The sequence below is a fragment of the Dermabacter sp. HMSC06F07 genome (genome assembly GCF_001807345.1).
Lineage (GTDB): Bacteria > Actinomycetota > Actinomycetes > Actinomycetales > Dermabacteraceae > Dermabacter > Dermabacter hominis.
Genome location: NZ_KV788578.1, coordinates 1 through 21847, shown reverse-complemented (window position 1 = coordinate 21847; position 21847 = coordinate 1). Strand labels below are relative to the sequence as shown.

At 59.7% G+C, this 21847-nt stretch carries 22 protein-coding genes and 2 tRNA genes; 8 read left to right on the top strand and 16 right to left on the bottom strand.

From position 1 onward, the window contains the following. On the bottom strand, positions 1–187 hold a 187-nt coding region (locus HMPREF3157_RS10620), incomplete at its 3' end, for a hypothetical protein (RefSeq protein WP_210386262.1). A 62-nt stretch (positions 188–249) separates the two neighbouring features. Here HMPREF3157_RS10620 and HMPREF3157_RS03845 point away from each other — a divergent pair. The 3 genes from HMPREF3157_RS03845 (at position 250) to HMPREF3157_RS03835 (ending at position 2303) form a co-directional block, all read left to right on the top strand. Then, on the top strand, positions 250–627 hold the full coding sequence (locus tag HMPREF3157_RS03845; protein WP_070435573.1) for an iron chaperone: 378 nt from the start codon (positions 250–252) through the stop codon (positions 625–627). A 63-nt stretch (positions 628–690) separates the two neighbouring features. Then, positions 691–1773 (top strand): ImmA/IrrE family metallo-endopeptidase, encoded by a 1083-nt coding sequence (locus HMPREF3157_RS03840; protein ID WP_070435572.1) that lies wholly within the window; start codon positions 691–693, stop codon positions 1771–1773. Positions 1774–1808: 35 nt separating this feature from the next. Then, entirely contained in the window at positions 1809–2303 is a 495-nt protein-coding gene (locus HMPREF3157_RS03835; RefSeq protein WP_141740611.1) for a hypothetical protein, read from the top strand. Here HMPREF3157_RS03835 and HMPREF3157_RS03830 read toward each other — a convergent pair. After that, complete coding sequence (locus HMPREF3157_RS03830; RefSeq protein ID WP_070435570.1) at positions 2300–3922, bottom strand: ABC-F family ATP-binding cassette domain-containing protein; 1623 nt, start codon at positions 3920–3922, stop codon at positions 2300–2302. The two genes, HMPREF3157_RS03835 and HMPREF3157_RS03830, sit on opposite strands and share 4 nt — an antisense overlap. A 59-nt stretch (positions 3923–3981) precedes the next feature. On the opposite strand from HMPREF3157_RS03830, the gene HMPREF3157_RS03825 reads away from it, so the two are divergent. Beyond that, a complete protein-coding gene (locus tag HMPREF3157_RS03825; RefSeq protein ID WP_070435569.1) occupies positions 3982–5244 on the top strand; it encodes a GNAT family N-acetyltransferase in 1263 nt (420 codons plus the stop codon). Between the two features lie 115 nt (positions 5245–5359). Here the strand turns inward: HMPREF3157_RS03825 and HMPREF3157_RS03820 are convergent, their stop codons facing one another. Further along, a complete protein-coding gene (locus HMPREF3157_RS03820; protein WP_070435568.1) occupies positions 5360–6640 on the bottom strand; it encodes an ATP-binding protein in 1281 nt (426 codons plus the stop codon). Positions 6641–8019: 1379 nt separating this feature from the next. Here HMPREF3157_RS03820 and HMPREF3157_RS03815 point away from each other — a divergent pair. After that, positions 8020–8352 (top strand): hypothetical protein, encoded by a 333-nt coding sequence (locus HMPREF3157_RS03815; protein ID WP_070435567.1) that lies wholly within the window; start codon positions 8020–8022, stop codon positions 8350–8352. 149 nt (positions 8353–8501) lie between these two features. Here HMPREF3157_RS03815 and HMPREF3157_RS03810 read toward each other — a convergent pair whose 3' ends face one another. After that, positions 8502–10952 (bottom strand): ATP-binding protein, encoded by a 2451-nt coding sequence (locus tag HMPREF3157_RS03810; protein ID WP_070435566.1) that lies wholly within the window; start codon positions 10950–10952, stop codon positions 8502–8504. Next, entirely contained in the window at positions 10949–11125 is a 177-nt protein-coding gene (locus HMPREF3157_RS10505; protein ID WP_168161684.1) for a hypothetical protein, read from the bottom strand. The genes HMPREF3157_RS03810 and HMPREF3157_RS10505 overlap by 4 nt, the downstream gene beginning before the upstream one ends. A gap of 496 nt (positions 11126–11621) precedes the next feature. Here HMPREF3157_RS10505 and HMPREF3157_RS03805 point away from each other — a divergent pair, with 496 nt between their 5' ends. Further along, positions 11622–13121 (top strand): AlbA family DNA-binding domain-containing protein, encoded by a 1500-nt coding sequence (locus HMPREF3157_RS03805; RefSeq protein ID WP_070435565.1) that lies wholly within the window; start codon positions 11622–11624, stop codon positions 13119–13121. A gap of 1077 nt (positions 13122–14198) precedes the next feature. Here HMPREF3157_RS03805 and HMPREF3157_RS03795 read toward each other — a convergent pair. The 11 genes from HMPREF3157_RS03795 to HMPREF3157_RS03755 form a co-directional block, all read right to left on the bottom strand. Beyond that, positions 14199–14274: transfer RNA gene (locus HMPREF3157_RS03795), tRNA-Ala, on the bottom strand. 7 nt (positions 14275–14281) lie between these two features. Continuing rightward, the gene (locus HMPREF3157_RS10615) at positions 14282–14410 is read right to left on the bottom strand and encodes a DLW-39 family protein (protein WP_210386261.1); all 129 of its coding nucleotides are present in this window, start codon (positions 14408–14410) and stop codon (positions 14282–14284) included. Positions 14411–14429: 19 nt separating this feature from the next. Beyond that, a tRNA-Ile gene (locus HMPREF3157_RS03790) sits at positions 14430–14503 on the bottom strand. 611 nt (positions 14504–15114) lie between these two features. After that, the gene (locus HMPREF3157_RS03785) at positions 15115–15891 is read right to left on the bottom strand and encodes a DUF3800 domain-containing protein (protein ID WP_070435563.1); all 777 of its coding nucleotides are present in this window, start codon (positions 15889–15891) and stop codon (positions 15115–15117) included. Between the two features lie 151 nt (positions 15892–16042). Beyond that, positions 16043–16222, bottom strand: a complete 180-nt coding sequence (locus tag HMPREF3157_RS10500; protein ID WP_168161683.1) for a hypothetical protein — start codon at positions 16220–16222, stop codon at positions 16043–16045. Then, entirely contained in the window at positions 16206–16418 is a 213-nt protein-coding gene (locus HMPREF3157_RS03780; protein ID WP_070435562.1) for a hypothetical protein, read from the bottom strand. The genes HMPREF3157_RS10500 and HMPREF3157_RS03780 overlap by 17 nt, the downstream gene beginning before the upstream one ends. 366 nt (positions 16419–16784) lie before the next feature. Continuing rightward, positions 16785–17147: a peptidoglycan recognition protein family protein gene (locus tag HMPREF3157_RS03775; protein WP_210386260.1), complete on the bottom strand. Its 363-nt coding sequence runs from the start codon at positions 17145–17147 to the stop codon at positions 16785–16787. Continuing rightward, positions 17147–17617 (bottom strand): phage holin family protein, encoded by a 471-nt coding sequence (locus HMPREF3157_RS03770; RefSeq protein ID WP_070435561.1) that lies wholly within the window; start codon positions 17615–17617, stop codon positions 17147–17149. Before HMPREF3157_RS03770 ends, HMPREF3157_RS03775 begins: the two co-directional genes overlap by 1 nt. An 85-nt stretch (positions 17618–17702) precedes the next feature. Beyond that, entirely contained in the window at positions 17703–17906 is a 204-nt protein-coding gene (locus tag HMPREF3157_RS03765; RefSeq protein WP_070435560.1) for a hypothetical protein, read from the bottom strand. Further along, entirely contained in the window at positions 17903–18343 is a 441-nt protein-coding gene (locus tag HMPREF3157_RS03760; protein WP_070435559.1) for a DUF1617 family protein, read from the bottom strand. Before HMPREF3157_RS03760 ends, HMPREF3157_RS03765 begins: the two co-directional genes overlap by 4 nt. 20 nt (positions 18344–18363) lie before the next feature. Next, positions 18364–19071, bottom strand: coding sequence for a hypothetical protein (locus tag HMPREF3157_RS03755; RefSeq protein ID WP_210386259.1), 708 nt, complete (start codon positions 19069–19071; stop codon positions 18364–18366). 45 nt (positions 19072–19116) lie between these two features. Between HMPREF3157_RS03755 and HMPREF3157_RS10610 the strand changes: the two genes are divergently transcribed. Together HMPREF3157_RS10610 and HMPREF3157_RS03750 are read left to right on the top strand one after the other, a co-directional pair. After that, positions 19117–19368, top strand: a complete 252-nt coding sequence (locus HMPREF3157_RS10610) for a hypothetical protein (RefSeq protein WP_210386258.1) — start codon at positions 19117–19119, stop codon at positions 19366–19368. A 1036-nt stretch (positions 19369–20404) separates the two neighbouring features. Further along, positions 20405–21847: hypothetical protein (locus HMPREF3157_RS03750; RefSeq protein WP_141740610.1), on the top strand; the 1443-nt coding region annotated here is incomplete at its 3' end.

Below are 21847 nucleotides of genomic sequence, written 5' to 3'. Positions count from 1 at the left end.
ACGTGTCCACGATTTGCGGGTAACCCCAGTACATCCAGGTCAGCGAGACTTCGGGGCCTTTAGGCCAAGGCAGGTCAGGAACCGTCGGACCCCATGCCGCGCACATGCGCGGCGCAAACCCTGGCAAGAAGGCGCTACTTCGGGGTGCGGTCGTGGTCGGGCAGTTCTGCGGGAGGGCTCGGGTCACGGGTCTGGCTCCAAACTATCGACCCACCTTGAGCATTGCACGCACTCTCTTAGGGTGAACACATGACGATCAAATCCTTGACGGAATTCCTCAAGACAGTGCCCGAGGGCCCGAAGCGCGATCGCATGGTCGAAGTACTCGACTGGGTGACGGCCACCTACCCCGAGCTCGAGAGGCGAATCGCGTGGAACACGCCCATGTTCACGCATCACGGAACGTTCATCGTGGGATTCTCGGCAGCAAAAATGCACATGTCGGTATCTCCCGAAAAAGCCACGATGGATCACTTTGAGGAGTACATGGAGAAGAGAGGAACCGACCGCACTGCGATGCTCGCCCGCCAGCCTTGGAGCAAACCCTTCGACTACGAGCTGCTCACGGAATTCATCGACTACCAGATCGAATCGAAGAAGAACGTAACGAGCTTCTGGAGGCCCTGAAGGCCTCGAGGCCTAGCACACAGTTCTTGCGCTCAGCGCAATTTTGAACGATAGAGTGACGACATGGATAATGCCACGATCGGCGCCGCCGTCGGTGCTTGCATTGATGACTCAGGGCATAGCCGCAAAAAGGTTGCCGAAGCCGCACACATGCAGGCTTCGGCACTCACACGCTCAATCCAAGGCGAACGCACTTTCAAGGCGGTTGAACTCGCCTGGATTGCAGATTTCCTCGGGCTCAGCATCGACGCACTTATTGGGCGTACCTCGCTGCCATTCGCCGCAGCCGCACGCGCTGGGGGAAGTGTGAACGCTCATCTCGACCCCGAACTGGGCGAGAAAGCCTTGAAACTCTATGAGAGACGGCTCGGGCTCGCAGAGCTGGGAGTTGGCAGCGTACTTTCTTTTCCGGTAATCCCGCCGCAATCATCCCCGGAACGAATTGCCGGAATTGTCGTCCAACATATTCGTCAGTTCGTTGGCGACAGAATTCTCGGCGAAGTGGATGAACTGGCAAACGCGATCGAGGAAGCGTTCGGCATCGACGTGTGGGTGACGTCGCTGCCGAAGGGAATCGATGGCTACTGCATTCAAGCGCGAAGCGAACAGGTTGGCGCAATCATCGCGAACTCGACCAACAGCCCACAGCGGATTCGCTTCACAATCGCGCACGAGCTCGCACACTTGGTATGCGAACACAACACCTCTCACCATCGAGACGTCATCGACTACGACAGCGCTGACCCCATTGAACGGGTCGCAAATGAAATCGCGAGTGCCATTCTCATGCCTCGCGACAAGCTGGTTGATCGTGATTCCTGGTCACCCGAACAGCTCTCGCACGAGGCCTACCGCTTCCGCGTCGCACCCATCGCGCTTGCGGCGAGAGTTCACAGCAGGTTTCACGTTCAGCAGCTGCCCACCCTCGCGGGGGCGTGGCCGGACCCGCCCCTCTGCATGGAGCCCTATAGTGCGTGGCGCGAACGCAACTGCCAAGAGAGAAAGCCGCGACGTCTCCTTCACGACCTCGCCCTCGCCTACTGCGAAAAACGCACCACCATTAGGCCTTTCGCTGATCTCGCCGGTATCGCCGACATGGACGAGGCGCGCAACGCTGCACGCGCGAAAGTTGCGATCGCCGCGTGAGCGCTCGGACGATATTTCCCGACACAACGGTGGCCGTGACGTTTGCTTGCGTCCGGCGCACTGATCTCCTCGTCACGTGGCTACGCAATAGGGGTGCGCAATGCGAAGGTATCGAGAAGGAACTTCGCGACTGGGAGAGCACCTTCGATTCAGTTGCACAGCTTCGCGAGGCGCTCGGAACACCAATTGAACTCACGAACGATGAAGAAATTCAGGCCCTGAAAATTCGCGTATCTGTTTTCGGTGGAAGCAGCGCCAAACCGAAACAACACCTCGGCGAAGCCATGACTCTCACACTCCTCCAACGCGCTGAATTCATGCAGGCCACATGGGTGTCAGACGATCGCGAATCGCGGGAATTCGCAGAGTTCCAAGGCATACGCTCGATTGACACTGTAGAGATCCTCAAGGAAACCATCGCCGACGGAGACCTTAGCCTCGATGAGGGCTGGTCTTTATGGAATGAGATGCATCAGCATCCGAAAGCGAGCTGCGCGGCGCCGACCTCGAAAAACGACCTCCTCAATTAAAGCTCGAGCCGCCGCCCCTCCCAATGTTCGATGAGCCAGCGGTCGTGGCTCGCAATGATGAGGGTCCCCGACCATTCATTGAAGGCCCGCTCGAGCGCTTCAACGGTGGCGAGGTCGAGGAAGTTGGTGGGTTCATCGATCACGAGGAACGACGGCGCCTCGGCAAGCGCGAGAGCAAGCTGGGCGCGTCGTTGATTGCCCGCCGAAAGCTCTTCGATTCGTGTGTGCCACATCGAGGGGTGGAGCATTCCGGCGCCGCGCTCCCCTACCCCCTCAGTCCATACCTCGCGCGTGAAACCGGGGTCGAAGACGCGCGGCAGTCGCTGCGGCACAAACCCTACGGGGCGATCGCTCGAAATACTGCCGCTCGCCTCTGCTCCTTCGGGCGGGGCTCCCGACGCAATCCAGTTAAGGAAGGTTGTTTTCCCTGCGCCGTTGCCGCCGGTCACGAGTAGGTGCTCCCCGCGCGAAAGATCGAGGGTGAGCGGCGCTAAGCGCCCGTGCACGGCGGCTTCACGCGCCGAAAGGGCGAGACCAGTGGCGTGGTTTGCGGGCGCCAGTGGGAACGTCAAACTGTAGGAACGGGGCCGACGGACCTCCCGCTCCTCGAGTGCCTCTAGGCGCCTGTCGTCACTTCGCTTCCGCCGCGTGGAGGTTGCCTGCGCACGATCGGCAAAAAACTTTTTCGCCTTTCCTTCAGCCTCCGAGAGCCGCACCCCGCCGCGTGCGATCGATTGCGCGGCATTCCTGTGTGCACAAATCTCCCGCTTTTCGCTCTGCTGCTCGGCGTGGATGTCGGCATGCGCCCGGTGAGCCTTCTGCTTCGCCTCGAGGAACGCCGAGTACGCGCCATTGGTGCGATACACGCCGTGCAGATCGTGCCCTTCTGCCGTTGCAAGGGCCTGCCAGGTCGCGACGTCCAGGTCGTAAATCGCGGTCGCCGTCTCCTCAATGAATGCGCGGTCATGGCTCGTCATCAGCACCGGCCCTTCCCACGCGCGAATCGTATCGGCGAGGAAGGCCACGCCTTTTGCATCGAGGTGGTTGGTGGGCTCGTCAAGAACGAGCACCTCCGGCTTCGCTATGAGCACTGCCGCAAGCGGGAGGCGCCCTCGCTGACCTGGCGAAAGAGTGTCGACATGCCGAGCCCGACCCTCACCGGCGAGAATACCGAGGCCAAGACCTGCAAGGGTCTCGTCGATGCGAGCGTCAAGCGACCACACTTCGCGCGCTGTCATCTGCGCGAGTAGAGCGTCGTACTCGCGGGCATCGTCGGAGCTTTCACCCCCGCCCGCTGCCATGCGTGCCGTGACCCGTTCAAACTCGGTGCTGAGAGCGCGCACGGGTGCGAGGGCTTCATCGAAATAGTCGCCAACGCTGCCCGGAAAGTTTTCTGCCGACGGAGGCTGGCGAGCGTCGGACCCCATTCCTTCCCACGCGACCGCGCCACTATCCGGGCGAAGTTCCCCGAGCGCGAGCCGCAAAAGCGTCGTTTTTCCGCAGCCGTTCGGGCCCACCAGGAACGCACGCTCGCCTGCCCCCACCCGAAAACTGACTCGGTCAAGGAGGGGGCGCGACGAGAACGAAAACGACACCGCATCGAACACAAGTGCAGGCATCGCACGCTCCTCTCCCCAGGCACAGCTGCCCCAAACCCTACTTTGCTAGCCTCACACTCGTGAATCTCAAGTATGAAACCCATCACGTCACAAGCGCCGACCCGAACGACAACCCCTGGTACCCCGCATGGCTCACCGCCGTCCAGCAGGGCTTTCACGACCCCTACCCTTCGCAGAAGTTTCTCGAACATCAATTGAAGATTGACGCGGAGCGTCAGGCGACCGCGCGCACCGTTCTCGATTCCGAACGGCCCACCTACGGCCTCGGCAACGACATTCCCGTCGCCACGTTCATGGACTGGAAAGGCTCACTCAACGTTGGCGGCAAGGTCATCGACTGCCACCAGATCAGCGAAGTCACCGTGCTCGCCTCCCATCGCCGCCAGGGCATCGCCACGACCCTCATGACGGAATCGCTCAAGGACGCGAAGGAAAAGGGGCTCGCGGTTGCGGCCCTCACCGCAACCGAAGCAGCAATCTACGGGCGTTTCGGTTTCGGCCCCGCGATCTTCAGTACCTCCGTCGAGCTGCACGCCGGCTCGGGCTTCAGCGTGTCCGCGCCCATCAAAGGCAGGTGCGAATACATCGACGTCACCCAGCTCGCGGAAGCCTCCCGCCACGTCTTTGAGAAGTTCCACGCGCGCCAAACCGGCTCCATCAGCCGCTGCGCGCCCGAGATGGAAATCCGAAACGGCTCGATCGACAAGCCCACGCGCGAAACGAACAACAAGACCCGCGCGATCGGCCACTGGAACGAGAAGGGTGAGCTCGACGGGTACGCGACATGGCGCCTTGAGAGCCGCGGCGGCGCCCTCGACGTCATCGACTTCGTGCCCTGCACAACCGACGCAAGCATCGCCATGTGGGAGTTCCTCGGCTCCCTCGATCTCGTGCGCCGCGTGCGCTTCGATAATGCCCGCAACGACGAGCACCTCCCGTGGGCTCTCGCCGACCGCCGCCGCTACCACATCAACGAGCACAACGACTTCCTGTGGCTGCGCGTGATCGACCCGGCCGCGCTGCTTGAAGCCCGCAACTACTACACCGAAGGTGACATCACCTTCCGCGTGGTGGATTCGATGGGGTTTGCCGACGGCACCTGGCGCCTCACCGTTCAGGATGGCAAGGGCACGTGCGAGCCCTATGAAGGAGAGCCGCAGGTGGAGATCGATGTTCCGGCTCTCGGCTCGACTCTCCTTGGCGGCGTCAACATCCAGGCCCTCGAAACGGTGGGCTGGGTGCGCGGCGACGAGGACGCGGTCGACAAGCTCGGCATCCTCCTGCAGCGCCGCCGCGAGCCGTGGTGCGTGACCTACTTCTAAACAATGTCGACGCCGCCTCATGCTGCGGCGCAAAAGCCCTGGCGTACCTTAGCGACCTTCGGTGAGCTTGTGCGCCAGGGCTTCGTCTTCAAGCTCCGCGGCGAAATGGACTGTTTTAAGGATGCTGCCAAAGACTCGAAACCGGCAGAATGTGGAGGGGGACTTCTCCGTTTTTCATGGTGACTGCGCGCGTTCCCGAGTACAGCACCACGCGCGCCGCGACTCTGTCCTTGAAGGGAGCTGACCCCACATCAAGGTTTTTCCACGCGCGTTCCGTCACGGTTTCGGCCGCCTTCACTTCGATGAGAATCAAGCGAGAATCGGCAAGTTCAACAACAACGTCGATCTCCCGATCTCGTTCGCGATAGTGGTGGAGGCTGAATCGCTCCCGTGACCAGGTCGATTGCGCGCGCAGCTGCTCCCCCACAAACGACTCAAGTGTTGCCCCGAAAAGCTCCGCGCCTCCCGCGACGCGCGTCTTTTCGAGCGTGAGCCCCGACAAAAACGCGGCAAGGCCCGAATCAGCCACGGCGACTTTCGGGCGCTTGACCACGCGATTCGTGAAACCCACTCCCCACCCGGGCGTGACATCAAGAAGGTACATGCGCTCAGCGAGAGCGAGATAGTCCCCGAGTGCCGTCTCGCCAATCCCGAGAGCACGTGCCGTTTTCGCCTTCACGAGTTCCGATTGGCCCTGCTCCGCGACGTGCCGCAAGAGTGCTCGCAACTGGGAAGGGAACTGGCCTCCCGCGAGCTGAGGCGCATCGTGTTCGATGAGTGAAGTGACATACGAATCGAACCACCGTGCTTTGCGACGCTCCCCTTCACGCTGCACGGGAAGCGGGTAGCCGCCGGCGAGGACCATGACTCGAAGCTCATCCCCGCCGCAGTACGAGACCTTGCCAGCATTTGCTCCCGCTGCGCCATCAAGAATCCACGAGACCCAATCCTCGGGCTCTGGCCGTTCCATAGTTTCGCCCGGCGTAAGCGGATACACGCGGAGAAACTCCGCGCGACCCGCGAGAGAATCAGAGACACCAGGGGTGCGCAGCAGATCGGACGACCCGGTGATCGCGAATCGTCCCGGGCGTCGGTCGGCATCGATCGTGCGTTTCAACTCAAGTGCGAGTGCCGGAACTCGCTGCGCCTCATCGACCACAAGAGTCTTACCTTGCGCCTGTTGTAAAAACGCTGCCGGGTCCGCTTCCGCGAACGCTCGCTCAAGCGGATCATCGAGGGTGACCATATGAGCGCGTTGTGGATCAACAGCCTGCCCCACGAGCGTTGATTTCCCCACCTGGCGCGCACCCTGCACAACGAGCAGAGGCGAGTCCTCGAGGATCTCCCGCGCAATCGACACCGCATGTCGGGGAATGTGGGTGTTTACCGAGTTCATGCGCTTATTCTATGCTCCTCCACGCAGAAAAAGCGAGGATTTGCCACCCCATTTCCAGGGATTTGCCACCCTACGCGCGGGGATTTGCCACCCCATTTCCGGGGATTCGCCACCTCGGTTCGGCACCACCGATCACGCGTATTAAGGCATGAAGAAACCCCAGGCCGGCTCTAGCCGACCTGGGGTTTATGTGCGGACGCCGGTGGGCTCAGGTCGAACACGTGGAAGCGGTTGGAGCGACTGAATGTCGCGTGGGGGCGGCGGGCTCGGGCATTGGAATACGAGGAGCCATGCGCGGTGGAACCCGAGTCTGGGGGGCTGAACCCAACGAGGCGGTCTCGAAGACAACGCACCGAGACCGAAGTGGACGCGATCCGAACCACCCGCACTAACGGATCGGGCAGGACCTCGATTTGCCGCCGGTTCGACGCCCACCGAAGGACTGTGTGGACGCATGCCAAGGACATGCTGCGTTATCCAAGCGAGCGCTGGCCCCTTATCGACGGGCTAGCGCTCGTTGCGAACCGGGGTCTACGGCCGATACAGGATCGCACCCGGAGCAACAGGGGGCAGTCGATTACACGGTAGCGACAGCAAGACAGCGACATCTCCGATCGAGTAGCCAAATACTTTCAGCGAAAGACTCACTGTGGGACGATCAGAACATGAGCAGCAAGTTCGAGGTTCTACCGGCGAAACAAGGCTCGCTTTCACTATTCACTCGATGAACAACCACACCGTCTTGTACGCCTCATCGAGCGCGGAAGCACTTCGCCTCGACAGCAAAATGTCGGCGAGGGGATTCGTGTGTTGCATCGCGAAACGACTCGCGGACTTGCCGAGGGCGGCGTGGAGTACGCCGACTTACGGTGGGCCTGACTCCCCGAGCGATGCATGCGGAGTTTGCTTTCGTCTTCGACTCTACCGCTGCCGGGAGCGACCTCTATGGTTTGGAATTCTCGTAGTCTTGGTTGTCTGCGCTCTGGCGTCACGGACCTCAGCGGACTGCGATAAGCCAGGGCGACATCCTCAACGCGCCGCTCGGTTGGGTGTGGAAGGAACTGGACGAGCACCTGGTCCGCACGAACGACTTTCCTCGATTGGCCACTGAGCAGTACTACGTCCCTATCTCACGAACATGTCGCGAACACAGGTCCGCGCGATGGACGCCGCGTTGCGAAACTCGACGGCCCCGTACTTGGGAACATCGACTGCTCGACATGGACTCCACTCAAGTCCTTCATGCTGCTTCCGCAGTACGCGATCCGCGACGGCGATGCGCTCGTCGTTCCAGAAGACGAGGGCGGCTCACCGCATATCACCCTGCCCCCAGGGGCCACGATTTCCGGCTCGTCGGAGTTGAGCAGACGCTCTACGGCGTGGTATTCGACCACCGCATGGACAACGGCGTACCGGAGTGGGCCGACGAGGACAGTGCGCTCACTCTGACCGCGCTTGGTGGCGCGCAGAATTCGCTGAGTGAATTAAAACTTGATCTCGACTACCGACGATATATCTACGTGACGAGCGAGACCCATGGTCACGGAGCCTCGCTTCGCAAAGCCGGGCTCGATGGGATAGACCCTGAGGAGCTTGCGCGGGCCATTGAGGCCAAGATCCGGAGCGGGCTCATATTCAACCTACGCTTCGTCCTTGGGACCCGTGAAGACGAGCCCGCTCCTGAGAACGACGCGCTAATGTTCACGGTCTAGGTGGAGTTCCCCGACGACACAGGCTCGGTCCGCTGTTAACAGGTCGGGGTTAAGTACTCCCCGACAAGTCACTCGGAAGAAGTGGTGACGTTTCACGAGCCAATCGTGCAAACCGCCGCGCCACCGCATGGAGCACAAGAGGCACCTCGTTACTTCTTCCGTAGGTTCAGGTTAAAGCCCCCGCAGGGGCACCGGAGTTCTTCTTCCTTTCCTGGGATGCCGAGAACGTAGATCCACCCGTCGCACGCATCGTTGCTACAGGTGAACATTTCGAGGAACTGCTTGCAGGCTTCAACGACCGGCGCGAAGTCTGCTTTCGTCATGGTTGCCCAGTCGTTGTTGTGGACTAAGGCGTTGATTGCCCAGTTTTCTTCGTCCTGGGCGAGTATTGCCGTCGCTCGCTCGTTTTTCAGCTCTTCAACTTTTTGCTTCGCGGCGTCGTTGTTCCATGAGTTCGCTGAGGCGGTGGCCTTTTTGAGCAGATCTCTGTGCCGGCCTTTGACTGCCGAGAAAAAAGATGAGAGGTCGTAGTTGTTATCGGCGCGGAACACGACCTGGCCTTGGATGCTCGCAGCTATATCAGCCAGCGACGACTCCAGATTGCGTCGCAGTTTATGCGCCGCGCCAGGAACATCGTCACTGGCAAGGTCGGTTTCGATCTGACTCCAGAAGTCGCCGCCTTGACCATAAAACGGCCCCCCATCGACGGTCCAGCCGTGGAATCGAGCGAGCGAGCGTCGAGCTATGAGACCCGAGGACTGCATCTGGCGCGCCCAAACCTCATCGTGGGTCGTCATGATGAACTGGACGTCAGGGAAGACGTCTTTGAGCAGCTTGCAGAACTGTCGGCGGTGGTTAGCGTCCACGGAGGTCACGACATCGTCGAGAACGGCAAGCCGGAAGTCCGATTTGAGGAGCTGCCTGATCAAGGCCAGGTAGAGGCAGACCCCCATCCCGTCCTGGTGACCTTCGCTGTGGTAGGCCATCGGTGGGAACATGCCGAGCCCGTAGAAGTCGACTTCGAGGTCGAGCTTCCCAGCGGTGGGTGACAGCCCTGCCTTGAAGGATGATTCGTCATCGGAGTTGATCTGCCGATAGAAGTTACTGAAGTCGGTCTCGACAGTCTTGTAGAGCGTCGTCAGTGCCGCGTCTGCCACAGAGTTGTACTTCTCGTAGACCTCGTTCGCCACTTTGTGAGCTGCGGTTGCCTTCGTTGCTTTCGCTCGCGCTTGGCGTAGTTGTGTCCAACGGTCTTGGGCGACAGTGAGGAAGGTTCGTGCGGCCTCAGTCGCGGTCTGGTCTGGCTGTGCTTCGATCGTCGCCTGAAGCGTCTTCAGCCCATCAGCGATCGGCGACGGAGCGGCCAAGGGATCGGTGGTGATGCGCTCGGACTCATCGCGTATGGACTCGATTGTCGCCAGCTTCGCCTCGAACGCGGCGAGGTCGTTTGACCAATCCAACAGGGACGTCTGCAACGCAGATTGTCCCAACGTGACGGCGTGCGGCTGTGCTGCATGGATCAAGAACCGAACGCCGCGAAGCTGCCCAGTCACCTTGCCCGCCGCGGTCTGGATGCGCTGCTGCAGCTTCGCGGCTGTCTCGGACCGAACGAGCTTATCGTTCAGATGTTGTCGCAACGATGCGACGTCGGGCCACTCCAGGTCGCACAGTGGACAGACGTTACTGATCACTAGTGGCAGGCCAGTCTCGACCAGTTGTCGGTGCTTTAGTGATTCGAGGATTGCGGGATCGGCATCGAGATCGCTCAACGCCGCGCCCAGGTCATTCGCTGCGTTGTCCAGTTCTTCATGCTCGGCCATGTACCTGGTAATGGCCTCAATGTCCCGGATGGCAGAAGCCCGGTTGAAAGCGCTTTGACTGTCTTCGGTTTTGGCTCCGGCGCTAAGGTCAGTCTCAAGGTTGACTGCTGGGAGGGCTCCCACCCCAAGCACTTCACGCCTCTTGTTGACCGCCACCGTGACCTCGCTCGACAGTAGGTCGGTGATGTCGAGACTGCGTTTGACGGCATCCTCTGCGGACTTGACGGCGTCGCCCGCGCTCCTTGCAGCAGCGTTAGTCTTGTTGCGGGCCGTGTTGAATAGACGACGAATCTCGTCGATACGGTCAAGCTTAAGAAGAGCCTGCACCTCTTGCGCACGTTTCCCCGGCTCGGCGTTGACGTACTTAATGACTTCACGTCGCGTCAGGATCAGCTCAGGATGGCGGGCAGCCCATTCCACGGCTGCGACGAATTCGGGAGTCTTGGGCTCCAGGGTGAACTGGCCTGCAGTCTTCACACTGCGAGTAAGAGTGCCTGTCTGTCCGCTGGCTAGGTGTGTGAAGGTCAACGTGACGCTAGCAGCGGCTGGGTTGTCACGCTGGTGCACATGTGGTGCGTGCTTCGCGATGGAAATGCCGCCCGTGCCGGGTCCGCTGAGGCGAGCGACGTTGCCCGTCAACGCGAAGTCGATGGCGTCTACCACTCCGCTCTTACCCGACCCGTTCGGCCCGACCACGACGAAAGACTTGCTGCCCATGTCGAGATCGAGGTCGCGGATGCCTCGGAACTCTTTTATACGAAGCTTCTGAACCTGGATCACAGCATTGACTCGCCACTTGCATCAGTGTAGAGCGCCACAAGATGGTCAGACTTCGGCAGCTTGTCCGCCGCCAGCAACACACCAAGACTCTCGGCCACCTGACGCGGCACATCATCAACTGCGGTCAACTCAACTAGAAAGTCTCTCAAGACCTCCGATTCGATACCAGCCACTCCACGCCCTTTGCTTGCGATCTCGGCGGAAACTGGACCGCCTGTTTGCTGCTGATGGCAACACGATGCTACCGCAGGGATACCGCTGAGTATGAGTCAACGCACGTTTCTCTTTCGGTGTGGGGGAACTCCACCACCAGCACACGTGCACCGCTGCCGCGGACTCGCCTCCCCCAACGGGTAAGCATCGGGAACCGCACGGCCCCATTGCAGGGATCGGTTTACGCCCGGGCGTCGCGCGCCATCGATAGAGCGCCGCGGCAACCCCGCTCGGTGCCACCTACCTCGTAGAGTTGGATCATGATCACTGAACGTTCGCACGTGTGGCGTTTTGACGAGCGAGGTTGACGAAGGGAGAGCCCATGGAGCAATCACTATTCTTCCGAGTGCGCCTGGAAGCAACTAATTTGGAAGCCATGGCGTCCCGCTGTCGATGTCGCCAGCGCGGGTTTCGATCCTCCCCTGGCAGTCCTATCGACGACGGTGGTGAGGGGGCTTGATCGTCGTCGACGGACGGACCGATCGAGAGAAGCTGATCGAGTTGCTCCAGGCACCCGAGCAGACACACTTGGAATTCAAGTCAGAACTGGACTTAATGACCACGCGAGATGAGTTGAACTTCGTCAAGGACGCGGTCTCGATGGGCAACCGACCGCCTGGCGGCTACATCCTGGTCGGTGTCAATGACGATGGCACTTTGGCTCTTTCTGCCGGCACGATTGCCGATCGAAGTCGCTTCGATAGTGCCCGATTGGGCGACACGATCAGGAAGTACATCGAAGGCGAGGTTCATGTGATCTCGCAGATTCACGAGATCGATGGACATGAGGTCGTCATGATTTATCTTCCGCACCACCGCGATGGGCTTCCGGTGCCGATGGGCAAGCTGGGACAATTCCAAAGCCAGAACGGCAAGCAGGTTGTGGTTTTCCGTGAAGGAGACGTTCTTGTTCGCGAAGGGGCCAAGAACACTCCGCTTCGCCACGCGCACTGGAACGATCTGCTGAGCTTCCGCGACCAACAGCTACGCGAGGAAACCCGCATACATGTCGACTCGTTGATCGCCAACTTAGCTACTGCCATGCGGGCGGGAGGATCTAAGCCCGTCCTCGCCCCTTTGTCCGTTGGGATGGCGGACGACGCTTTCGGCGAAGCCGTGGTGTCACATTTAGAGTCCGCCAACGACCTCCAACTACGCAAATTCCTCACACAGGCCGCCGCGCTGGTGAGCAATCCTGTTGAACACCGGGCGGCTCTGGCCAAGATAACCATCCTCGCCGCTGACGCGATGTACTTCGAACGCGACGACATTGCCGGTAAAGCCGTCGATAGTCTCTTCGACGCCTACGCCAAGCTCGCTCAAGGAGAGGCCGCCGTACGACTCGACATCATCACGCGTGTGTATGTCCTTGGCAGTCTTGCCGTCCGCCTTAGACAGTGGACCGTTGTTCACAACCTTGTCCTTCGCCCGTACCCGACCAACGGTGACGCCTACATTTATTCGTCCTGGATCAGACACGGACAAGTCGGCGCCAGCCGTGCAGACCTCTTTCCAAAGGACAGGGGCGGCATGATGATCTCTGCGGCGCGTGTACTGATGAGCGAGCACCAGGCCATGCGTCCTGATATACCCGACAGCGCGGTGCCAGACTCCAGCGATCTCACGCACAACGACGCGCTCTTCAACTCGCTCTGCCAGTTCGACATTCTGTACTGCTTGATTGTGGTCGCCGAGGGCCAGCATCACGGAAGCGCATATCCGGCGGCATCCGCGATGAACCAGAAACGGGCTGATCCAGCATTTGAGGTCGTCGCAAGCGATCCGGACGCGCGTGCTGCAATGTTCCCCACTTCTGACGCGCGCAAAATTGCGGAAACGATGACACAGGTATTCACCAGCGCGGAACGCGAATCGTTTGGCTTCGGCGGGTTTTGGTGGTCTCTACCTCCGAGGGCGCAGCGCTTCATCGACAACCAGTTGGGAGAATGCACATGAGCACCCCCTTGCCACCGTAGGCGATGCTCGCGACGTCCATGCATACACAGCCCGGCGTGTCCACCGACACCGGTGTTCCCGCTGGATGCCGTCAACAAGTGGGGGATTCAGTGACCGCTCTCGACGAGCCTTATCGCCTGCACGGCTGCGGTCGGCCGTGTTAACGGTCGGGAACTCATCGGTGATTCCACTCATACGCTTCATTCGCGCGAGGTCGCCAAGGCGCGCTAGCGCCGCGACCTCCTAGTCGAAGCCGTCGCCCGCGGTTTGACCACCGTCCCAACGCCGAAGCGTCCCTCGAGACCGCCGGGCGTTCCACGTCCTTCATACTGCTGCCCAACGCCTACTGCGTAGGACAGGTCCGCTACCAAGACGCCGTGCATCCCGGTGTGCTCGAACCCATCGGCGACCCCGAGACCTGGCAGCGCGCCCAGACCTTCCTGGACACCGGTGCTACGGCGTCGGAACGTCGCCGCAAACGAGAGCACTACCTAAAAAGGGACTCTTATTGGGGCAGCTGCCAGTCCCGCCTATTACTCGGCTACACCAGTAACAAACAAGACATACGCTACGCCCACTACATCTGCACCGGCCGAGCCACGAAGTGCACCATCTGTACACGTAAGGCTGCGCCCGTCGGCGTAGCTGGGCAGTTCGTTGCCAAAATTTCTACCAACACACCACCATCACCCCGAGCAGCTATACGCAGCTCGCAAGCAGGTCGAGGCCGCATTCGATCGACGCTTTGTCGAGCACTCCCGAGCCATCGCCTTCGACACCATCAATCGACACCAAGACCGCATCCGGGTTGTCACGAACGACGTCAGTCGACGGCTGGATACGGAACGACGCGACTGCGAAGGCCTCCGGGGATACCTCGCCACCGGACTACGACTACTCGCCGACTGCGCCACTATGTACGAGCGCACGGAGGACCACGACAAACGCTTCGCCAACCAAATCTTCTACTAGCGCATCGCTATCACCGAAGATAAAAAGCGGCGATTCAGCTCAACGAGCCGTTCGCCGCCCTCACACCCACATCTGCCGATGTCAGGTGATCTAGTACGCCTGATCTGGTGGAGCTAACGGGACTCGAACCCGTAACCCCCTGCTTGCAAAGCAGGTGCGCTACCAATTGCGCCATAGCCCCCGGTATGTCAGCGGGTCTGCTCCTCGGCGTCTTGCCAAAGATCATCTCTCAACTGTTTTTGTTCAACTTTCCGCCAGGCAAAAAGACCGACGGCGGTGGAGGCGATGAGCAAGAGAAGTGCGCGTAGATACTTCACGGTGCCTCCGTTCGTTGAGTGGGCCTAGCTGGACTTGAACCAGCGACCTCTGTCTTATCAGGACAGCGCTCTAACCGACTGAGCTATAGGCCCTCCTGGAGCAACGTACGTAACTCCAACGAGGAAACACTCTAGCCTAGTTCAGGCCCCTCACACAAACGCTTAGTGCCACGTGTAGGGCACACCACACGGCGCGCCCATCGGGCACCGACCATCAGGCGCGCTTCTGCTCAGGATCGGCGTTCGCGCGGATCAACCGGAGGCTCGTCATGATGCCCTCGACCTCCGTTTCAGGGAAGAGAGTATCGAAGGGGTGCGGCCGCCGTCGGGCACCACAAAACCCGCGAGATTCCGACGCTTGCTTTTTGCTCGGCAGGCTGCCACGTGTGAGCGCGTCGTGGGCAGCTTCGACACTGTGTCGCCAAATCTAGCCCTGTGAACGAAAGCGGCTCACGAATAGAGGTGCGGCGTTCTGGGGCGCGTCAATGGGCTCGTGCTGACGCAGTCGCATAAAGCACGCCCCAAGGGAGCACCCGTTGCGTTCTGATGAAGCCGTTCCCGCACGAGAACACGCACACCCATCCCATCATCTATGGCGTAGTAGCGGGGCTGTTTGCCGTCTCCGTGGAGAGGGCGTGCATGAGAGGTGTCTAGTTTTTGAGGTGAAAGGCTTGGCGCCGAGCGGCGCCGAGCGTAAACTGGTGTCACAACGGACCGGCTACCGGTACGTTGCCTGCCGAAGGCCCCACGATTGTGGGGCCTTCGTTATTTTGGGGGTACCAGATGCTGCGCTCTGAAGTGGAGGAGTATATGAGCTGCGCGAGTCGGTCTGTGACGGCTTGGGCTTTTGGGTGCTGTGTTTGGCCGGGTGTAGCAGTGCGGCGGTGTATGTAGGTAGCCATGTCGACAGCTTGCAGTCCGGTAGAAAGCCGGGCGTTTGCGAAGTTGATGGGAGGTGATATGTGTTCAAGTTGGCTGGTTCGGTAGCCCCCTGTGCCCAGCTCCTGGTGGACTCTAAACTGGGCCTGGTGTTGGTCTTGGGTGGCAATTTCGTCGGCAACGATGATTGTTTCCGCGGTGGGGCTGTTAAGTCGTGTGTAGTCGTTGATGCGTTCGAGCAGCTGGCTGAGCACCACCGTGTGTGGTGGGTAGGGGTATGAGTAGCGTGCGTTGAGGCGTGCCACATCGACGCCACGAAAGATGTACTGGACTCCTGCGGCGTGATTAGCGGTCAAGACGGCGGTGTAGACGCCCGCTGCCTCGCGGTGTTTGCCGCGCAAGGCGCGCCACTCCCCTTTGCCGTCCATGATTTGGTGGCCATGAAACTCAGCCCCGGCGGGGATGTCGTGGTGTGCGCGGGTCGTAGCTCGAGTGGCTTCATACTCAGCATCGAGGGCACTCCACTGTTCGTCCGCGGCTATCGCGGCCCCGATGAAGTAGAAGTCGCGGTTATACGACTCATCAAGGTATGCAATAAGCACGGCTGTGCCTTTCAGTAGGAAGCAAGGAAAAGGCGGTGTGCACAATCGTATGCGGAAGTCGGCGTTAGCCGATGGGTGGAAGCTGTTCAACCGATGAGGGCCAGCCTCGTGCACTCACGCCGCGCAGGTTTCATGCGATAGCGGCAGCTGCTTAGCGGTATGCGCGCCGTGTGGCTAGGGCGAGCTGGGTGAAGTCGACCTTGGCGCCGTCTTTGAGCGCAGGATCAAACGGCACAGGCACGACAGCGTCGACCATTGGTTCAAACTCGGCCGCGATCTGCTGCCCCGCCGGTACAGGGCAGCCACGGTACCCTCTACCGATCTTTGTCATCTTCTCGGTACGCAACTACCGCTACATAGAGGCCCATCAAGAGGACTGCGATCCAGAGGTTCACGAGCACTTCGTCTGCAGCTTTTCCCGCCACTATGGCATATCCTGCGATGAGCAGGCCCACAATGATGCTGTAAACCACGAGCACGATGGCAACTCGAAAAAGCCGTCCGAGCAAGGTCTCCGAATTTTTCATGATGCTTCGTCACTTACGGGCGTGGAGCTTTGGCGAGCGGTGCGAGCTCGGAATGCGGCTTCGAGTTCTTCCAGATCCTGAAGCTGCTCACCAGTGCTAAGCGTGCAGTTGTCAGTATTAACTGGAGCCGGCGAAGCTACTGCAGAGGCGACTCCAGTTAAGGTTCCACTCACAGCTACCTCCGGGAAGAGCTTGGTGATCAGACTTCTACGCGTTGTTGCCGCGACGGCCTCTCCTTCGTTGTGTACGGACTCTCAGGCTATCGAACATGAGATGCCAGCAGGCAATGGGGGAACCGACCAAGTCGGTTCGCGGGTAAGTCCATCTGTGTTGCAATGCACTAGGGAATCAGCCAGCTTCAGGCAGTCATCTCGGGATGGCCGCGACGAGGTGGGCACCGTTGTCGAGGCAGACCTCGGGAATACGCCAGGGCTTGAAGGGGATGTCGGCGTGTTCGATACCGATGGAGGTGGTGCCGGCACCCCAGTCGCCTGCATGCCAGGCGGTGTCGCGGTCCCAGTCGAGCTGATCCATGCGCCCCTGGCTGTCGACCTGGTAGTGGGCGGATGCTTGGGGGGTCTGCCACACGTCCCAGATGGACTTGATGGTGAGGTTGCCTGCGTTGTGGTTGATCATGATTTTGTTGATTTTCCGGTCGTTGCGACCTTTCGTGTCGTGTTTGTTCATCAGCCAGTTTTCGTCGGCTTCGAGGGTGGCCCAGTTCTTCATCAGAGGTTCTCCTTTTCTGCTGGGGTGTTGGTTTGGTTGGGGTGGTGTTCGAGGTCGGGTTTGCCTGTCACATCGCGGGTGACCAGGTCCAGGGCGCGGCGGATGTGTGCTGGTACGGGCACTCCGAGCCGGGTGGCGTTTTCGATCAGGGAGATGCCTTTGTTGGACAGGTAGAACACGATGGTGGCTGTGCGTAGCGCCCCTGGTGTTCCGATGACGTGCACGTCGAGCAGGTGGGCAAGTCCGATCAGGGTGAAGATGAGGATCTTGCGGGAGATGCCTCGAAACCCGATGGCTGAGGAGACGCGGCGTTCGGCGATCGCGGCGAGCACGCCGGTGATGTAGTCGACTACGACGAAGGCGATGAGCGCGTACACCAGGCCGTCGAGGCCTCCGAGGAACGCGCCGATGACGGCCCCGACACCGGCCAGGCCGGTTTGGATCGTGACCCAGATAGCTTTGAACGACATAGAAAGTGGGTTCCTTCCCGTTTGTGGGCACACGACAAAGGCCCACACCGAAGTGGTGTGGGCCTTATGGCAGTGCGGTTGGGCGTTAGAGTTCTGGGCTGGTGAGGATGTCCAGGATCGGCTCGTACAGGTTGATCGTCCCGGTGTGTTCGGTGGGCGCGGCAGACGGTTGAGCTGCGGCTGGGGTGGCCGAGACCGCGTAGAGTGCTTTCGGGCCGCTGCCGATAACCTCTACGATTCCTTCTTCGGCGTTCTCACTGGTCACGGGTGTGATGGTTGAGGTGCTCATGGGTGCTGCTCACCCCCGGCGAGGGATTCGGTGATGGCGTCGTAGAGCGCGTCGTAGGCAGCTGCCGCGCTGCCAGACAGTTCCATCTCCAAGGCGTCGAGGATGCTGACGACGTCGTGGCCGTGATGCTCATAGGTGGGGCCTTCAACCTCGACGCGCTGGGACAGCAGCGCCTGGTGCTGGGCGTGGAACCCAGTGGCGTGATCCGGATCGGCCAGAGTGACCGTCCCGTCGTCATCGATGACGGGTTGACCGTCCTCATCACACACAGCGTGAGCGCGCACAAGCTCATATTCGTCTTCGGCGAAGCTGGCATAGGCCTGCTCGAGGAGCCGGACGAGTTTGCTGCGTGCCCTGGACGCGCCACCTGTCAACGGCATGTCGTTAAGCAGCGCGATCGAGGGACGGATCTGGTGTGCCGGTAGGAGGAAACGCATAGGAAGTCCTTTCTGTTCGGTTATCTCAATGTGGTCGACATGGACGACCGCCCGGTGTTGCTGAAGTAGTTCCAGGTGATGTTGCCGCTTGCGCCACTGTTGATGTTTTTCACCCAGCCTTGGTTCAGCAGCGAGATCAGTGAGTTCATCCGTGACATGAGGTCTTTGACGCGGTTGAACACGCTGGTCATGTTGTAGAAGGTATTGCCGCTGATCACGTACAGGTCGTTGGTGTGAAACACGACCTTGGCTCTGCCGCTACTTCCTGCCCAGCCGGGATAAGTGCCGACACCTTTGAGGGTGCAGTCTTGCGGGATGATGATCCGGTTGCCTTGGGTATAGAAGTCGTGCCCATGGGTGCGTAGCGAAGCACCGAGGTGAACACCCGACCGACCGTAGAACTTGCCCCTCGGGTCGAGGGCGAGCATGGTCGTGTAGGTGGTGCTCGTTGAGGTCGTTTTGTACGACCAGCTGATGTAGTCGCCGGTGTATTCCAACGAGTTCGAGATGCCACGGATGTCCGCTGCCCCGGCTTTCGATTGCTGCCCGGTCCATCCGATATAATGGGAGCCGTAGTAGAACCGCATCCCCGACGAGGTGATGGTCCCTTCCAACGTGGACCCGTTGTACCAGGCGATTTGCGTGGGGCCGATGCGGATGGTGCCCGTCCATCCGCAAGCCCCACCTGGATGGCGTTGGTTGCGAGCTTGTCCGCCGTAATCGACCACGCCCCGATACGCGCGGCACTGAGCACACCAGTGGTAATCTTGCCCGTGTCGAGCGCACCGATCTTCGCCGAGGTGATCGCCGCATCCGCGATCATCGCCGTCTTGATGAACCCGTTGGAGATCGTAATCTTGTCGGAAGTGATCGACCCGGCCGCAATTCGCGCCGCAGACAGGGTGCCGGTGGTGATCTTCGACGCCGGCAGGTTGGTGATCTACGCGTCGGTAATCGCCGCGTTGGCGATCATTGCGGTAGCCCACCCCGTGATTGACCCGAAACGCGCCGGCGAATGCTTCTAAATGAGCGCTCGCAATCGAGTCTGGCAGGCGCGCAGGAACCTGCCGTGTTCCTTCGGCTGGGCGTATGTAGGTTCTTGGACTGGCGTCCAAGCGTTCAGGTGGGCGCTCAAGCATGAACAACTCAAACTATGGTTCATGGGGTGGGTTGATGGGTGGCGCGATGACCCCTGAGATGGCGAAGAAGACGAAGTCAACCTCAGCAAACGTGGTGTCCTGCGGATGAGCTTTAAGGGCCGCTCGCCGGTTATTTGAACAAACCTCGCAGCTATGGAGGCAATGTATTGTTTTGAGAAGCTAGGGCTTGCTGACGGTAACGCCAGCGAGCCTTAGCTTTGTACTGGTGCTCTCCGCCCTCGGCCTCGTCCGCGCTGGCTTCTGCGGCGGACACCGTGTAGGTGCGGTCGATATACCTGGCTTCGCGTCAGAGAGGCAACGGTCTCATGATGAGTGGCCCGGGGATTGCAGGCCAAGCTCAGGGTGAACGCGAAAAGGTCTGGCGCTCCTACAGGGGGATACGAGCCCGGGAAGTCAGCTCCGGCGCTTTGTGCCTGCGGTTGCAACTGTAGTGGAACAACGCTGGACTGACAGGAAGTTCACAGACTTCTCTTGAGGTTGCCAGCGCCCTGTTCGACATACTGAACAGTAGTTCATGCTCTAGGTTTGGCGAAAAGCGCATGAATTGCGCCATGGCAGAGACCGGTGCAGGCTGAGGTTGGCTGAGGCGCCCAGTGCGCACTTGCCCTGACAAAAACGCTGGCATCTGCGTTGCTCGGGATTGGGCAGGCTGATTCGGCGATTGGGGGGTCAAGGGCGAGAAGAGGCTTCGGACGGGGCAACGGCGGTTCCTACTCTGAGGGGGGGGCTGAGTATTGCCCCAGAGTTGTCTTGGAGGTAGTGTGCTTAGTGTCATGAAACAAGGCTGCCCGCTCGCAGGGATTCTCCGTCTTCCCGGAGAGCAGCTTCGACGTATGAGGCTAAACGAGGAGATCAGATGCGTATCAGAGAGTCTAGGCTAAGACCGCTGTCAGTATTTAGCGTGATTGCAATTGTGCTTAGCTTTGTAGGAATGGGGCTGCCTGCGCTTCCCAAGCCGTTGCCGGCAAGTGCAGAACCAAACCCCGCAGTTTGCGCACCGAATACATCGTACGGTGTTCTCGAGAACGGGCAGCTCAGGAAGATCAATACGGGCGCAGCCCCCGGGGCTGCCAACCATGGCAACGTCGATTTAGCAACGAGCTTCCCGCTCACTGACGACTATTTGGGCTACGACCCTGCGTACGCTAGAAAAGTACAGGTCAACGGCCTCGGTGTTGCACCTGACGGACAGGGCTTTTACGCCTTCCGGGGCTGGTCTATCGGTTCTTACGACCAGAACGGCGCATGGAATAACGGAATCCGTAACAACTTCGAACTATTCCGATACGACGCAAACGGGAACAACCCGCAGCGCATCCAACTGACAGAAGACGGACAAAATAAGTTTTCTTTCTTCCGACTCACTCAGAGCACGCAGAATATGGACCTCATCGCTGGCGCTGTGAACCCTGCTGATGGGCGTTACTATTTCGGCGGTTACCATCAGGCGCAAAATTCTGCTGGCGGTTACAACCTATACTTCAACCTGCGATCTATCGACCCAAAGGACGGTCGACTCCGCCACGTCGCGCAAATCCCAGTCGAGTCAAAGAACAACCGGTACAGCCTAAATGATGCGAATGGCGACATTGTCTTTGACGAGGCTGGCAACTTCCACCTGTTGTTCGCCAAGGCACCATCGAACGGTTCTTCGCAGGTAAAACTCGTCTCTTTGTCCACTGACGCCCTTCCGACCGAGAACAGCGGTGGGCTCCAACAGGTCCAGGCTAACTCAATTGCGTCAAGAATGATCAAATCTGGAGATGGCGTCGCGAACAGTCTTGCTACAGATAGCGATGGCTCATTGATCGTTGCTACGACCACATCGGTGTTCACGTACGACCCGACATCGTTCGCATTCGACCGAGTAGCGACCGGTATTAACGGCACTTCCGGCATGATCAACACCGATCTCGCGTCCTGCAATTATCCGCCGACTCTTGAAGTTAGGAAGAACGTGGTTGACCGCGCTGCGGAATCAGACCAGTTCAAACTGACTGCTGATGACCAATCAGAAAGTGGAGTTTTTGCTACAGCAGAAACCCGCGGAAGCAACAAGGGAGTACAAGACGATCAGATCGGCCCCGCAATTGTTCGGTCCGGTGAGGAATATCTCATTCGAGAGCAGATGACCAGTGGTTCCGCTTCTACGTTGGACAAGTACACGACTTCTGTCGAGTGTAGAGCCCACTACCGAAATGGTGACAGCGTACAACTCTCGCTTGCGGAAAAGAGCGCTCACGAATACGGCGTGACGATTCCGGAGACGACGGAGCGGGGCGCCCCGAATGTGGTGTGCACATATACAAACGACCCGAAGGATGCTTCGTTCAAGGTGAAGAAG

What these genes read in the sequence shown, in the direction of transcription:
- HMPREF3157_RS03845 (WP_070435573.1), top strand. Translation starts at nt 250, where the DNA reads ATGACGATCAAATCCTTGACGGAATTCCTCAAGACAGTGCCCGAGGGC.
- HMPREF3157_RS03840 (WP_070435572.1), top strand. Translation starts at nt 691, where the DNA reads ATGGATAATGCCACGATCGGCGCCGCCGTCGGTGCTTGCATTGATGAC.
- HMPREF3157_RS03775 (WP_210386260.1), bottom strand. Translation starts at nt 17,147, where the DNA reads ATGAAGAACTGGGCCACCCTCGAAGCCGACGAAAACTGGCTGATGAAC.
- HMPREF3157_RS03765 (WP_070435560.1), bottom strand. Translation starts at nt 17,906, where the DNA reads ATGAGCACCTCAACCATCACACCCGTGACCAGTGAGAACGCCGAAGAA.
- HMPREF3157_RS10500 (WP_168161683.1), bottom strand. Translation starts at nt 16,222, where the DNA reads ATGACAAAGATCGGTAGAGGGTACCGTGGCTGCCCTGTACCGGCGGGG.
- HMPREF3157_RS03830 (WP_070435570.1), bottom strand. Translation starts at nt 3,922, where the DNA reads ATGCCTGCACTTGTGTTCGATGCGGTGTCGTTTTCGTTCTCGTCGCGC.
- HMPREF3157_RS03770 (WP_070435561.1), bottom strand. Translation starts at nt 17,617, where the DNA reads ATGTCGTTCAAAGCTATCTGGGTCACGATCCAAACCGGCCTGGCCGGT.
- HMPREF3157_RS03820 (WP_070435568.1), bottom strand. Translation starts at nt 6,640, where the DNA reads ATGAACTCGGTAAACACCCACATTCCCCGACATGCGGTGTCGATTGCG.
- HMPREF3157_RS03760 (WP_070435559.1), bottom strand. Translation starts at nt 18,343, where the DNA reads ATGCGTTTCCTCCTACCGGCACACCAGATCCGTCCCTCGATCGCGCTG.
- HMPREF3157_RS03780 (WP_070435562.1), bottom strand. Translation starts at nt 16,418, where the DNA reads ATGAAAAATTCGGAGACCTTGCTCGGACGGCTTTTTCGAGTTGCCATC.